The organism is Rhizobium sp. 11_C7_N12_5, assembly GCF_051811145.1.
GTDB classification, from domain to species: Bacteria; Pseudomonadota; Alphaproteobacteria; order Rhizobiales; family Rhizobiaceae; genus Rhizobium; species Rhizobium lusitanum.
On the sequence record NZ_JBPWPY010000003.1, the window covers coordinates 310,017 to 323,153 of the forward strand.

11 protein-coding genes and 3 pseudogenes are annotated in these 13,137 nt (G+C 58.5%); 5 read left to right on the plus strand and 9 right to left on the minus strand.

Annotated features, from left to right (window positions below):
• Window positions 1-102 precede the first annotated feature (102 nt).
• A complete protein-coding gene (locus AB8B29_RS30810) occupies window positions 103-429 on the minus strand; it encodes a carboxymuconolactone decarboxylase family protein (RefSeq protein WP_113102315.1) in 327 nt (108 codons plus the stop codon).
• A gap of 189 nt (window positions 430-618) precedes the next feature.
• Between AB8B29_RS30810 and AB8B29_RS30815 the strand changes: the two genes are divergently transcribed.
• Window positions 619-1,230, plus strand: coding sequence for a hypothetical protein (locus AB8B29_RS30815; protein ID WP_037198640.1), 612 nt, complete (start codon window positions 619-621; stop codon window positions 1,228-1,230).
• Window positions 1,231-1,333: 103 nt separating this feature from the next.
• On the opposite strand, the pseudogene AB8B29_RS30820 reads toward AB8B29_RS30815, so the two are convergent.
• Window positions 1,334-2,002, minus strand: a pseudogene (locus AB8B29_RS30820) (IS6 family transposase); the annotation flags it as partial.
• An 86-nt stretch (window positions 2,003-2,088) separates the two neighbouring features.
• On the opposite strand from AB8B29_RS30820, the pseudogene AB8B29_RS30825 reads away from it, so the two are divergent.
• A pseudogene (locus tag AB8B29_RS30825) lies at window positions 2,089-2,334 on the plus strand (DDE-type integrase/transposase/recombinase); the annotation flags it as partial.
• A gap of 67 nt (window positions 2,335-2,401) precedes the next feature.
• On the opposite strand, the gene AB8B29_RS30830 reads toward AB8B29_RS30825, so the two are convergent.
• Window positions 2,402-3,937: an acetyl-CoA hydrolase/transferase family protein gene (locus AB8B29_RS30830; protein WP_113102314.1), complete on the minus strand. Its 1,536-nt coding sequence runs from the start codon at window positions 3,935-3,937 to the stop codon at window positions 2,402-2,404.
• A 344-nt stretch (window positions 3,938-4,281) separates the two neighbouring features.
• Between AB8B29_RS30830 and AB8B29_RS30835 the strand changes: the two genes are divergently transcribed.
• Window positions 4,282-4,740, plus strand: coding sequence for a DUF3858 domain-containing protein (locus AB8B29_RS30835; protein WP_162734453.1), 459 nt, complete (start codon window positions 4,282-4,284; stop codon window positions 4,738-4,740).
• Window positions 4,741-5,017: 277 nt separating this feature from the next.
• Here the strand turns inward: AB8B29_RS30835 and AB8B29_RS30840 are convergent.
• Window positions 5,018-5,388 (minus strand): annotated as a pseudogene (locus tag AB8B29_RS30840) (IS3 family transposase); the annotation flags it as partial.
• Window positions 5,389-5,665: 277 nt separating this feature from the next.
• On the opposite strand from AB8B29_RS30840, the gene AB8B29_RS30845 reads away from it, so the two are divergent.
• Together AB8B29_RS30845 and AB8B29_RS30850 are read left to right on the plus strand one after the other, a co-directional pair.
• The gene (locus tag AB8B29_RS30845) at window positions 5,666-6,889 is read left to right on the plus strand and encodes an MFS transporter (RefSeq protein ID WP_113102312.1); all 1,224 of its coding nucleotides are present in this window, start codon (window positions 5,666-5,668) and stop codon (window positions 6,887-6,889) included.
• 10 nt (window positions 6,890-6,899) lie between these two features.
• Window positions 6,900-8,015, plus strand: a complete 1,116-nt coding sequence (locus tag AB8B29_RS30850; RefSeq protein ID WP_113102311.1) for an FAD binding domain-containing protein — start codon at window positions 6,900-6,902, stop codon at window positions 8,013-8,015.
• 93 nt (window positions 8,016-8,108) lie between these two features.
• On the opposite strand, the gene AB8B29_RS30855 is transcribed toward AB8B29_RS30850, so the two are convergent.
• The 5 genes from AB8B29_RS30855 to AB8B29_RS30875 form a co-directional block, all read right to left on the minus strand.
• Entirely contained in the window at window positions 8,109-9,782 is a 1,674-nt protein-coding gene (locus AB8B29_RS30855) for an FAD-dependent oxidoreductase (RefSeq protein WP_113102310.1), read from the minus strand.
• Window positions 9,783-9,838: 56 nt separating this feature from the next.
• Entirely contained in the window at window positions 9,839-10,144 is a 306-nt protein-coding gene (locus AB8B29_RS30860) for a UBP-type zinc finger domain-containing protein (protein WP_113102309.1), read from the minus strand.
• 24 nt (window positions 10,145-10,168) lie between these two features.
• Window positions 10,169-10,540, minus strand: a complete 372-nt coding sequence (locus tag AB8B29_RS30865; RefSeq protein ID WP_113102308.1) for a response regulator transcription factor — start codon at window positions 10,538-10,540, stop codon at window positions 10,169-10,171.
• Between the two features lie 92 nt (window positions 10,541-10,632).
• Window positions 10,633-11,274 (minus strand): response regulator transcription factor, encoded by a 642-nt coding sequence (locus tag AB8B29_RS30870; RefSeq protein ID WP_113102307.1) that lies wholly within the window; start codon window positions 11,272-11,274, stop codon window positions 10,633-10,635.
• Window positions 11,271-12,845 (minus strand): ATP-binding protein, encoded by a 1,575-nt coding sequence (locus AB8B29_RS30875; protein WP_113102306.1) that lies wholly within the window; start codon window positions 12,843-12,845, stop codon window positions 11,271-11,273. Before AB8B29_RS30875 ends, AB8B29_RS30870 begins: the two co-directional genes overlap by 4 nt.
• Window positions 12,846-13,137 lie beyond the last annotated feature (292 nt).

Here is a 13,137-nt window from a genome sequence, read left to right on the forward strand (position 1 = left end):
TAAGGCACAGATCGGGTGTCTGAAGTGCGAATGGAACTGACGATTCCGGACAGTCAAAGTTCAAAAGTGAACCGGACATCCTGTGCGATGATCGGTGGAGCGTCATTCACCGTCAAGCGTCCCGAGAGCCTCATTGGCGATCGCCGAGGCACTGATTGCGGCAGGGAAGCCGCCATAGAAGGCGAGATGGGTGATTGCTTCACTGATTTCCTTCTTGCTCAGTCCGTTTTCGACGGCGCGGCGAAGATGCGGGGCGAGCTCGTTCGGCCGGTACATCACCACAAGGGCAGCGACAGTGATCAAGCTGCGGTCACGCTTTGAAAGGCCGTCACGTTCCCAAACTTTGGAAAACAGAGGGTCATCGACAAAATCGGCGAGCGCTGGCGTGAAGGCTCTGGCCCTATCACGGGGGCAGATTTGGTCGGGCATCTGATTGTCTCCAGGGGATTGAGGCATTCCATGACAATACTGATCGCCATCCCGATGGCCCATCGCGCAAAAGTCTGGTCTGACCAGACCTTTGTATAGGTGACGGCCGCAGCTGAGGCCGCTAACCTAGCTCCACAGTCGCTGATCTGCGATGGCGTTGGCGGCATGGCGGACAGACGGGACAATTGGATGGGCTTCGCGCAGGCAGAATTTCAGACGGCACGTCATGGAGAAATCCCGACGCCCCGGCTTCCGACCCCAGTTGCAAAGGCCGGCCCGCTCTTTTTCAGCCTTAACAGCTATACCAAGATGCGAGGCTTCTCTAACGCGACGCTGGCGCAGGCGGGAATGTTGCTGCTCCCCATGAAGTTCAATGATGCATCGGATCGGTTCGATGCCATTGAATGGGGGCATTGCTTTCATCTGATCGCGCAAAAGCTGCACGCGCGCGAGTCTTCGCCTTTCGAATTGGGAATGTCACCGGGCATATCGTTTGTATTCGACGCTTGTGGTGATGTGGAAATCATAGACAAGCCCCCCGTGGCAGCCGCATCTGACAAGCTGAAACGCCAAGCCAGACACAATGCCGGCAGCAAGCCGGAGCTTGTGGTCCATCTTGTGTCGTCGCTTCGTCGCGAACATCTCGTCCTCGGAAAGGACACACTTTTGCTTCCTTGCCTCGAACCAGCGCAGGGTCGCGGCGGCTCAGTGGCGGATTTCCTTCGCGCCGACGGATGCTGGGCGCTTCCCTCTACGGTCCTGTGCCGAGAAATCGCCTCGCGAATACAGGCGTTCTGCTGACGGGCCTTGGGGTAGGCTAGAGGGAAGGGCGGTAGCTCGTCGCCACCGCCCCGCGGCAATCAATCCCAGGGGAGGTTCTGTCGCAAACTTTTGGAAAGGTTGCGGCGAATTGCTGAAATACGGATTGGCCACTTGTTGGAAATTGCCGCTTGCGGATCATATGCGCCACTTCGATGCCATCCAGTGTTGCTGACGCAGACTGATAGGATTTGAAGCCTTTCATCGGACGTGTCAGCTTCTTAATAAACCGGTGGTCTTGCTCGATCATGTTGTCGAGGTATTTGACCTGCAGGATCTCGATCAGCCAGAACCATCCCTGCAACAGCAGCAGCCAGTTAATGTTTTGCAAACCTGCCAGGTTCGCACCGCTCTTGTCGATGACGACCTTTTCAGGCCAGCCGTTGTTCTCGATCGTGCGGGCGAAGAAGGCGCTGGCCGCAGCCTCATCGCGGTGTTCAGACAGCATGAAATCAAGGGTTTTGCCGAATTTGTCGACAGCCCGATAGAAATAGGTCCATTTGCCTTTGACCTGGATATAGGTCTCGTCCATCCGCCAGGAACTGCTGGTAGCGGATTTCTGGCGCTGGGCCCGGCCGGCAATCAAGGGCGAATATTTCACAACCCATCTGTTCAGCGTCGCGTCGTCAACGACAACACCACGCTCAGCCATGATCTCTTCCAAATCACGATAGGAGACCGCATATCTGATGTAGAAAAACACCGCGTATAAGATCACGTCTTTCGGGTAGTGACCGCCTTTGAAATCGATCATGATCGGGGAACCCAACAATGCCTGCTCATCTTCAACCCAGATCTATGGCATGACCATACAGGTTGCAAATCCGGTGAAAAGTTTGCGACAGAACCTCTCACAAAGGGCTGAACAATCGGGCGGAGAATTCCCATCAACCCATCAGACGGCGTGAGCGGATCATGAAACGCTTCAAATCATCACGACAGCTTCAACGCTTCGTTTCCATCCACGACCCGATCGCCAACCTATTTCTTGTTCCGCGCCAAGACACTCCTTCTGCCCATTGTCGCGAGCTGCCAGCGGCCGCGATGCAGATGTGGAGCGAGATCGCCCATCTGCAGGTCGCTTGATCACAGACCTCGTGCCGCACTTTAACCCAAGGCCGATAACTTTACAGTGCCCGGCATCGCCCATTCCTCAAGACAGCATGGAACCGGTCTCGATGAACCGCTGGTGCCAGGACAGTGCTTCGCCCAGTAACGACGGCGACTGCTGGCCATAGGAATGTTCCTTGGCTCGCCGGAAATAATCGAGCAGTGCCGGTTTGTAGTCGGGGTGCGAGCAGTTCCTGATGATCACTTCGGCACGCTGCTTGGGCGAAAGGCCGCGCAGGTCGGCCAGCCCCTGCTCGGTGACGATTACCTGCACGTCCTGGGTGATGTGATCCACGTGGCTTGCCTGCGGCACGATTGCGGAAATCTTCCCGCCCTTGGCCGTCGAGGGCGTCATGAAGATGGAAACATAGGCGTTGCGTGCAAAATCGCCTGACCCGCCGATGCCATTCTGGATCCGCGACCCCATGATGTGCGTGGAATTGACATTGCCGTAAATGTCGGCCTCGATCAGCCCATTCATCGCGATACAGCCCAGACGCCGGATCAGCTCCGGATGATTGCTGATTTCCTGGGGGCGAAGGATCATCTTGTCGCGGAAGCGCGCCATGTCGCCATTGAGCCGTGCTGCAGCCTCGGGGCTCAGCGAAAACGCCGTGGCGGAAGCCATGCGAAGTTTGCCCGCCTCTAGCAGGTCCAGCATGCCGTCCTGGATCACTTCCGTGTAGGCGGTCATCTCCTCAAACGGCGCGTCAACAAGACCGCCGAGCACGGCGTTGGCAATGTTGCCGACACCCGACTGGATTGGAAGCAGGGAGGCGGGAAGCCTCCCCTTTGCCACCTCATGACGAAAGAATTCCAGCAGATGCCCGGCGATGGACCGCGCCGCCTCGTCCGGCAGCGCGAAAGGAAGGTTACGGTCCGGCGCGTGGGTCTCGACGATTGCGACGATCTTTTGAGGGTCGCAGCGGAAATACGGCTCGCCGATGCGCTGGTCGGGGCGAACGAGTGGGATGGGGCGGCGGTCGGGCGGCAATGCGGTGCCGTAGTAAATGTCGTGCATGCCTTCGAGGGCCGCATTCTGCCAGTTGTTGACCTCGAGGATCACCTGGTGCGCGCGATCGAGCCAAGTCTTATTATTGCCAACCGAGGAAGACGGGATAAGCGAGCCGTCGGGCCTGATCCCAGTTATTTCGATCACGGCCGTATCGAGCGGTCCGAGAAAACCTTGCCACGCCATGGGTGCGACCTGGCTCAGGTGCATGTCAAAATACTCCATCTCGCCGCGATTGATCATTTCACGGGCGACCGGATCGGAATTATATGGCAAGCGAAACTCTATGCCGTCGGCCGTGGCAAGGGCGCCGTCCAGTTCTGGTCCGGTTGAAGCGCCGGTCCAGACGCGTACCCGGAAAGGGTTGCCGGCTGCATGCTCGGCTTCGATCCGCCTGGCCAATGCGAGGGGGACGGCTTTGGGATAACCGGAGCCCGTAAAGCCACTCATTCCCACGGTACTTCCCGAAGTGATGAATGAAGCTGCGTGCTCGGCACTCGTGATCTTGGCGCGCAATCTGTCGCAGCCGATGCGTTGGCGATCCACCGTTCCTATCTCCCTTTTCATATCAATTCGCTCGTCGTCGCTTGCCGGCCGCAACTGGCCGAACGATTGTCGGCCAGTTGATAGGCCTTTACTGCAATGAGCATGACCTGTTAGCGACCCAATCACAGATCAAATACCATCTCTCTAGCGGCGTCACCTTGTTCCACGTCAAGGCAGATTGGTTGACGGTGTTTCCAGCCTGATGACTTTCGGTATTGAGGGTGCGCTCGACGGTCTTCTCCAACGCTTTCGTCAAGGTCAGCTCCAGCGTCCGGATCGCAAGGTCCGCCGCCGATCGCCAACACGACTGTCGTGGTTCGTTCATCGGAATAATTTATAAGGACGGTGTCAACCGTGGGGGTGCCATGCAAGTTGATATGTCCGACCTCGACCAACTTCAAAGCGCGTACAAAGCAGCCGTAGGGGAGTGGATCGCGGCGATAATGCAGGAGGAGGAACTGGCCTCGGTCAATCACTCTGTCGCAGACGTCGACAAATGGGAGGCGGCGCATTTCAAGGAGGATGACGTGCGCGGCAAGGCGCTTCCCTCGAATCTCAAGATTGCGACCGCTCCGAAAGATGTCGATGTTCAAAATGAAGTCGGCTTTTACACGGCCAGGTACGAGAAAGAAGACGACCGCCTTGTCGTTCGCCGCCGCCTGGTCCTGAAAGCCAGAGAACTGAAAGCCGCGGACTATATGGATCTTGAGAGGCTAATCTACGCGGCGCAGAACGACTTTACCGCGATAGTGACGACGAGCACTACGCAGACCGAAGCGCAGCCGGCACATGTGGACGTCGACATGGGCAAAAGCCATTCGTGAGACGCGCGCTCGCCGATGAAGGTGCGGAGCTCGCGGTGGCTTCGCCGTGACAGGCAGAGCGGGGATGGCGGTAGATGCAGCAACCGAGCTTTGAAATTCAGCGAAAATTAAGAGATCAGATGGGGCCATCCGCGCACGATCGTAACCTACCTTGTAGCGGGATTGCGTAATCGGATCAATACGTTGAATTTCATCTACAGGGGGCGAATCTGAATGAGCCAGAATAGTGTTGATTTGGCTGTGGCTAACATGGCGGTCGTCGGTGATCAGGTGACTGGCCGTCTGAGCACCAACGTCGATTGGACTGCTCGACGGCGACGCGTCATCGTGGCGGCGGGTATCGATTGCGCCTGTATAGCGCTGAAGAAGCATGCCATGCACCTTCATCACCCGATAGACACGTTTAGCGTTTGGCCACGAGCGGCTTTCACTGCAAGCGTTACGGCGCAGGATGGCGTGAACCCGGCGATATCCGTAGGTTGGCATATCGGCGATGATCGCTTTGATCTTGTGCCGTCGTAAGCAGCGATGTAGGGACGAGGGGGTCAAATGCGGGATCGTAGCCTGCAGGACGTAGAGGCAGTCATCCAGCGGCAGCAGTGTGTGTCGGCGGAAGGCAACGATGATCGCCTCTTCCTCGATTGAAAGTGTCGCCGCGCCCTCAGCTATCATCTATTGACGAGGAAGGGGTTTTGGCAACGGCACTTCAGTGCGCCCCAGCCACCTGCTGACGATGCGTAGCGCTCGATCCCATCCGGTCCTTCTCGCTCATCGCAATTTCCCTTCGTCGTATTCGCTGGATCTAGCATGGAACCCATCGATGCGAACCTAGATCGATGTATAGGTCTGGGTAGACGTCCATTCGATGTGCGTGCAACGCCGTTGGACATACCTTGCTCAGATCAATTGGCGATGGAGCAGGATGATGGAAGACACAGGACAGATACAGGCCGGGGCGGCAAGGGCCGCCCATGATGATGCGATCGGACAACCAGCACTGCTGGCCATGGCCGTCGCGGGCGGCATTGCCGTCGCGAACATCTATTACAATCAGCCGATGCTCGGTCTTATCGAGGCGGATTTCAGCCAGCAGCCGATCACCGGCATGGTGCCCACGGCGACCCAGCTCGGCTATGCGCTCGGGTTGTTCTTGCTGCTGCCGCTCGGCGACCTCGTTAATCGCCGCCGCATGATTATCGGTCAGTTGGTGGTTCTGGCGGCAGCGCTGGCGCTCGCGGCACTTGCGCCGACCGCCTGGATGCTGGTCGTAGCCTCCGTCATCGTCGGCGCGTGTTCCACCGTCGCCCAGCAGATCGTACCCTTTGCCGCATCTCTGGCAGCGCCGGAAAAGCGCGGCGCCACGATCGGAACGGTCATGGCAGGGGTACTGTCGGGTATATTGTTCAGCCGCACCCTCTCCGGTTTTGTCGGTGTGCATGCAGGCTGGCGCGAGATGTTCTGGATCGGGGTGCCGCTTGCCCTTTTCGCCGCAGGTCTCATGTTTGCTGTCCTGCCCCATCACCGGCCGATATCGACTTTGCGCTATCATCGGGCTATCCGGTCGCTCGGCCAGCTGTGGAAACGGCATCCGGCATTGAGGGCTGCAACGATCATTCAGGCATTCCTGTTTGCGTCCTTCACGGCCTTCTGGACCATTCTGGCGCTCTATCTCGCCGGGTCAAAGTTCCAGCTGGGGGCGGACGTTGCAGGTCTGTTCGGTATCGTGGGTGCAGTCGGCATATTTGCGGCGCCTCTCGCAGGCCGGATCGCCGACAGACGGGGACCACACTTTGTGGTCTGGATGGGCGCGGGCCTATCGATCGCCGCCTGGCTGATCTTCGGCGTCTGGGCATCGGTCGTTGCCTTGGTTGTCGGCGTCATCGTGCTCGATTTCGGAACACAAAGTGCGCTCATTTCCAACCAGCACATTATCTATGCGCTCGATGCGGATGCCCGCAGCCGGCTCAACACGGTCTTCATGACCGGTATGTTTCTCGGTGGGGCGGCAGGCTCTGCACTGGCGACGTTGGCATGGGGCGAGGGCGGCTGGCTCTTCGTTAGCCTGCTTGGCGCGGCACTTGGCATCGCAGCGTTCTCTGTGAAAATCTTTCATCATCGCCGGCATTCGCCAACGGTTGTCGGACACTGAGGTCGGGACCATGAAACAGCTTCGTATCAGAATCGTCGGCGGTTCGCTCGCCGGCCTCTTCGCCGGCATTTTGTTACAGCAGGCCGGCCATGATGTTCGCATCTACGAGCGATCGAAGAACGGTCTTGCCGGCCGGGGAGCGGGCCTGGTCGGTCAGAGCGACCTGCTGCACATTCTCCGGCTGATCGGGTGTGAACATGTTGCCCGTATCGGCGTGGTGGCGAAGGAACGCATCTATCTCAATCAGGATGGTAGTATCGCCCAGACCGTTAACATGCCACAGACGCAAATCTCCTGGGATTTCCTGTTTGAAACCGTCGCGTCGCGTATCGCGCCCGAAACCTATTTCTTGGGCCGGGACGTCGTCGAGGTGCTGGACGGCGGGAGCGGTGCGGAACTGATTTTTGGTGACGGTGCGCGGGAGAGAGCCGATCTTGTGATCGGCGCCGATGGCCTCGGTTCCGTGGTGCGCGGGGCGGTCAATGCCAGGGATAATCAAAATCGCTATTCCGGCTATGTCGCTTGGCGTGGGTTGATTCCGGAAACGAGCGTGCCAGCGGCCGCCGCGCTGCTTCTCGACCGGTTTGCCTTCCATGTCCGCCCAGGCGTGCACGCTCTCGGCTATCTTGTTCCAGGTTCGAAAGGCGAGTTGAGCAGGGGCGACCGTCGATACAACTGGGTCTGGTACCGCAAGGTGCAGCCAAGCGCACTTGCCGGCACGTTCACCGATCTCGATCAGCGGACGCATCCGTTTTCGCTACCGCGTGGCGGCTTGTCGAACGACCGCCGGGAAACTTTTCGCGCCGATGCCAGGCAGATGCTTCCGCCGCAATTCGCGCTGGCGGTGGAAGCGGAGCTCAGCCCGTCGATACAAGGGATTTTCGACTACGAGGCACCCCGCATGATCGGCCGATCCATCGTTCTGATCGGTGACGCCGCATTCGTCGCGCGACCGCACACCGCGATGGGCGTGTCGAAAGCAGCCGGCGATGTCATGGCGTTGAGCAACTGCCTGGCGTCTGCGGTTGACCTTCATGCCGCCCTGCAGCGGTTCGAGACTGATCGCATCTCCGTTGGCCGGGAAATCGTTGCTTATGGCCGGCAGCTTGGTGCATCGGCAATTTGAGCGTCGACTGATCGTCTATCACGTCAGAGAATGACATTTCGACCCGTTGGTATCCGCCAGCGGGTCGTTTGATTTGGAATATTGGCGGGCGTTTCAGTGCGAGGTCTTCATCAGGCTGAGCGCAGCGTGGATCTGGGAGACAACGGCGGCACCTTCTCCGACTGCGGCGGCCACCCGCTTGGTCGATCCGGCCCTGACATCGCCGATGGCGAAGACATTCGGTAGGCTGGTTTCCAGCGGCAGGGGACTGCGGGTGAAACTGCACAGTGCATCGAAGGATTGTCCGGTGACGATGAAGCCCTTGTCATCGGTATGGACGCGGTCGCTGATCCAGCCGGCATTCGGATCAGCGCCGATGAAGAGGAAAAGATGATGAAGTGACAGCTGTCGTTCGCTGCCATCAAGCCGATTGCGCAGGGTCGCGGATTTCAAGCCGCCTGTGGGATCGCCGTCGATCGCATCCACTTCGCAGTGCATGTGCAGTTCGACATTGGGAAAAGCCCTGATGCGGTCGATCAGATATTGCGACATCGTCTCTTCGAGCGCGCGCCGGACGACGAGATGCAGTTTCCTGACCTGAGGTGCGAGAAAGGCAATGGCCTGGCCGGCCGAATTGCCGCCCCCAACCAGGGCGATCTCTTCACCGGTGCAGAGTTTTGCCTCGATTGGCGAGGCCCAATAGGAGATGCCATTGCCCTCGAAGCGTTCGATGTTGGCGATATCTGGGCGCCGGTAGTGCGCACCGGAAGCAATGACGATCGTACGCGACGTCACGTCTTTACCGCCGGCAAGATTCAATGTCAGCACACCGGCATCGCGCGCGGGCGCGATCAGGCCTTCGACCGCGACCGGCAAGACCATTTCCGCGCCGAATTTGAGTGCCTGGTTATAGGCGCGCCCGGCCAGCGCCTGGCCGGATATGCCGGTCGGGAAGCCGAGATAGTTTTCGATCCTCGACGACGCGCCCGCCTGTCCTCCTACCGAACGTTCGTCGATGACGATGACGTCGAGCCCTTCGGAGGCGGCATATACGGCGGTGGCGAGGCCAGCCGGCCCAGCGCCAACAACGGCAACGTCATAAAGCTTGCCGGGTGTGAGTTCCGGCGTCATGCCAAGGCAAGCGGCGGCTTCCATGTCGGTCGGGTTTTTTAACACCGTTCCATTGGGGCAGACCATCAGCGGCAGTTCGGACGCGAGGATGCCCAAGCGTTCGGTCAGAGCACGGCCTTCGCCTTCGCTGGCAGAATCGAGCACGATATAGGGAAAGGCGCTGCGGGCAAGAAATCCTTGCAGGCGTGACAGCGCTGCATTCCCCGGAACCCCGATCAGAACAGAACCCGCGCCGGAATCGATCAGACCAACGCGACGCAGGATAAAAGCCCGCATGATAATCTCGCCGACATCCGCCGAGCCGATCACCAGGGCGCGAAGATGGGCTGCATCGAAGGCAACCGCGGTGCAGCCGTCGGAGCCAGCCCGTGCCCCGGCCAGTGTCGGACGGCCTGAAAGTTGATTGACTTCACCCGACAACTGACCGGCACCATGGGTGGTGATTGGCGCCTCATGCGACAGGCCTTCATGGCGAAAGACATCCATCGAACCTTCAAGCACGAGCCAGGCAGGTGCCGCGTGATCGCCGACCTTGTAGATAAATTCCCCGGGTTCAAAATGCTGCGGCTCGCCACTGGCAAAACGTTTGGCCGTCTCGACCTGACGAGGGCTCAGCTCCGGAAACATCTGGTGCTGTCTTGCACTGAGATCCGCCACCAATTTTTCTCCTGGCTTGAAACGTGTCGGAAATGGCGTCGAGGATTTGTGGTGGTCTAGTAATAGCGAGGTATGGGGCCACGCTGCGGGGTCTGGTCCGGCAGTTCAACCATGGTCTCGTCGACAAAACACCATCCCCACCCTTCCGGCGGATCGTAACCTTCTATGATCGGATGCTGTGTGGCATGGAAATGTGCGGTGGCGTGGCGACCGGGGGACTGGTCGCAGCACCCGACGTGGCCACACTCGCGGCAGAGCCTCAGGTGAAACCAAGCCTGTCCGGTTTCAAGACATTCCTCGCAGCCCAGCGTTTTTGGGGGAACCGAGCGGATCGTCGATGTGTGCGAACAACCGTGCGACATGGATTTACTCCTCGTTGGCGTGGATCAGTGCTTCAGCGCCTGTTCGAGACACTGGAGCAGTTGGTTAAGATTCACGGGCTTGCCGAGAAAGGCAAAAGCGCCGCCGCTCATCGCCGCCGCCCTTGTTATACTGTCGCTATAGGATGTCATGAAGATCATCGGCGGTTTCAGCGTATCCTGTTTGTTCAGCACAGCCTGTAGCTCGATTCCCGTGAGACCGGACATTTTGACATCCACGAGCATGCAGTCGATTGAGGCGCGATCCTGGTCGGCAAGATACTCTTCCGCGGACGCGAACAGGCGGCTCTGGTAGCCGCAGGACAAAATGAGATCGTCAAGCGCTTCGCGGATCGACCGATCATCGTCGACGATGGCTATGACTGGTGTTTTGTACAATTTCTTTGGGCCTTGCCGTATTGGATCAACAACCCGGTATATGCTCCTTCCAGGCCGGTCCTTGTACCATACAAGGGTCTAGGTTTTGCCTCTCACAGCCCAAGCAGCTCGGCTTTACGGACCAGATCTGCTACCGAGCGTGCCTCCATTTTGCGCATGACATTGCCGCGATGGAGTTTGACGGTGATCTCGCTGATGCCAAGGTTGAAGGCGATCTGTTTGTTCATGAGGCCCTGGACGACAGCCGCCATGACCTCGTGTTCGCGGCGGGTCAATGTCTTGGCCAGTTCCGTAACGGCGCCACTGGCCGCAGACTGTTGGCGCAGGTCCCGGTCTTTCTGAAACGCCACGGAGACAGCATCGAGGATATCCTGATCCCGGAACGGTTTTGCCAGGAAATCCACCGCGCCGGCCTTCATCGCCCGCACGGTCATCGGTATATCGCCATGGCCGGTCATGAAGATGATCGGCATCTGGTTGCCGAGTCTTTCCAGATGAAGCTGGAAGTCCAGGCCATTGGCGCCGGGCAGCCTTACGTCGAGCAGTATGCAGCCTGGCCGCTTGAGATCGGCATTGTCCAGGAAATCCTGAGCGCTTTCGAAGGCTTGCGCTTGCGTTCGGATCGATAGGAAGAGATCGACAAGCGCCTCTCGGATCGATGGATCGTCATCCACGACGTAAACGACGGGCGTATTGTTGCTCGTGGTTTTGGCGAGTTTTCTGACATCATTCATTGGATAGCCTCCATCGGCACGATCATTTCGAACAGCGCGCCGCCTTCGATGTGATTACTGGCGGTCAGGGAGCCACCACGGGCTTCGAGCATGCTGCGGCAGATTGCTAGCCCCATGCCGAGGCCGGTTTCCTTGGTGGTGCAAAACGGCTTGAACAATTTTTCGAGAATGCCGGCGCTCAGGCCAGGCCCACTGTCACAGACACCGACCCGGACGCTCCGTCCATCCGCCGGATTGATCGATACCGAGATCCGTCGAAGATCTTCCGGCGTCGCGGCCATTGCCTGAATGGCGTTGGTTATTAGGTTGATCAGCACCTGCTGCAGTTCGATGCGGACAGCACGGACGCTGGTGATGCCGGAAGTCTCGCTCGTTTCGAATATAATCCGGTTCCGGGAAAGTTCGCTCTCCATCAATGTTTGTGTCTCGCTGACGAGATCGGCCAGTGACACTGGCTCAATGACTGGCGAGCGCTCGGTCAGCATCGACCGGGTGCTCTGAATGATGTCGCTGGCACGCTGGCTGTCGCGGACGATGCGTTCAGCAGACCGGGAGACCGCAGCCAGATCCGGAGGGTCACGGTCTAGCCAGCGCTGAAGGGTTTGTGCATTGACGACAATTGCGCCGAGTGGCTGGTTGAGTTCGTGGGCCAGCGATGCAGACAGGGCGCCGACGGTGGCCGCGCGTGAGGCCAGTGCGAGTTCAGCCTGGGCCTCGAACAACGCCTTCTGGGCCAGTTCCCGCTCGGTGATATCGAACATGCCGACAATGACGCGGTTGAAATTGGCCACGTCCGCTGGAAAGCCGACCGTCAGCAACACCAGCTTGGTGGTACCATCGCTGGTGATGATCGTGCCCTTTCCCTCGAAATAGCTTTGGTTTTCGAATATTGCCGCCATTAGCCCGAGAAAGGTGGCGTCATCCTGCGCGATGTAGCGGCGCATCGAGCCGCCGTTCTGTGCACTGACATTGCCGAGAAGCTCCAGTGCCGCGGCATTGGCGGCGACCGTGGGGACGCTCGCAATACAGTTTGAGATGAAGTCCGGATTGTCTCGCGCGTAGGCACGCAGATCGACGACACCCTGCGTCTTCAGTTTCATCAACAACGCGCGCACCTCAGAATAATCACGCTCCCACAGGGCGACGCGGCTCTGCTCGAAAATCGTCCGGTAGCGTTCCTCGCTACTCTGCAAGGCGACATTGGATTTTATCAGATCATGACGCGCACGGTGGTTCCTTATGATCAGCGCACAGGTAATCAATATGGCCGCAACGGCCACAGCCAGGCGCAATATTGCTGCAAGGTCGGTGTCTGTGCCGTGGGCAGCCACGTAAGATAACATTGAAAGACCAACACAGACCGCCGTCAGCAGCAACGTTCCCTTTTCCGTCAGCGTTTCCGCCGACAGTAGGAGTGTGATGACATAGAGCGTGGCGAGCGCGCTGTGAATGTCGGTGAATGTATCAAGATAGAAGACTGTTGCCGCAAGAGCGAATGCGAACGACAGAATGCAAGTTTCGTAGCGTGCTGATAGCCGTCGTTTTGGGTTCACAAGTTCAAGCGAAGGCATGCCGGTTCCCACCTGGATGTCGATCGCGTCATCAAGCCATCCCGTTGGAGAAAACGCAATTCCAAAATCCGCTATTCGCGTGTGAACTCAATCTGATAGGCGGTAAAAAAGAAAGGCCATCCCAGGGCGGCTGGGATGGCCTCGATCGGATCGCGACATCCGCAGGTTCAGGGGGAGGGGCCGCCTGAACCGTCAGGGCCTCGGTGCCCAGCATGTCTTCTTGGGAGGAGGTTGAAGACATTCGATATCTAACCTCAGCCGCAGCGCTGCGAAACTATACCAAAGTGTGGGT

Excerpts from the sequence above, each read along its gene's own strand:
- AB8B29_RS30810 (WP_113102315.1), bottom strand. The coding sequence starts at position 429 with ATGCCCGACCAAATCTGCCCCCGTGATAGGGCCAGAGCCTTCACGCCA.
- AB8B29_RS30815 (WP_037198640.1), top strand. The coding sequence starts at position 619 with ATGGGCTTCGCGCAGGCAGAATTTCAGACGGCACGTCATGGAGAAATC.
- AB8B29_RS30830 (WP_113102314.1), bottom strand. The coding sequence starts at position 3,937 with ATGAAAAGGGAGATAGGAACGGTGGATCGCCAACGCATCGGCTGCGAC.
- AB8B29_RS30835 (WP_162734453.1), top strand. The coding sequence starts at position 4,282 with ATGCAAGTTGATATGTCCGACCTCGACCAACTTCAAAGCGCGTACAAA.
- AB8B29_RS30845 (WP_113102312.1), top strand. The coding sequence starts at position 5,666 with ATGGAAGACACAGGACAGATACAGGCCGGGGCGGCAAGGGCCGCCCAT.
- AB8B29_RS30850 (WP_113102311.1), top strand. The coding sequence starts at position 6,900 with ATGAAACAGCTTCGTATCAGAATCGTCGGCGGTTCGCTCGCCGGCCTC.
- AB8B29_RS30860 (WP_113102309.1), bottom strand. The coding sequence starts at position 10,144 with ATGTCGCACGGTTGTTCGCACACATCGACGATCCGCTCGGTTCCCCCA.
- AB8B29_RS30870 (WP_113102307.1), bottom strand. The coding sequence starts at position 11,274 with ATGAATGATGTCAGAAAACTCGCCAAAACCACGAGCAACAATACGCCC.
- AB8B29_RS30875 (WP_113102306.1), bottom strand. The coding sequence starts at position 12,845 with ATGCCTTCGCTTGAACTTGTGAACCCAAAACGACGGCTATCAGCACGC.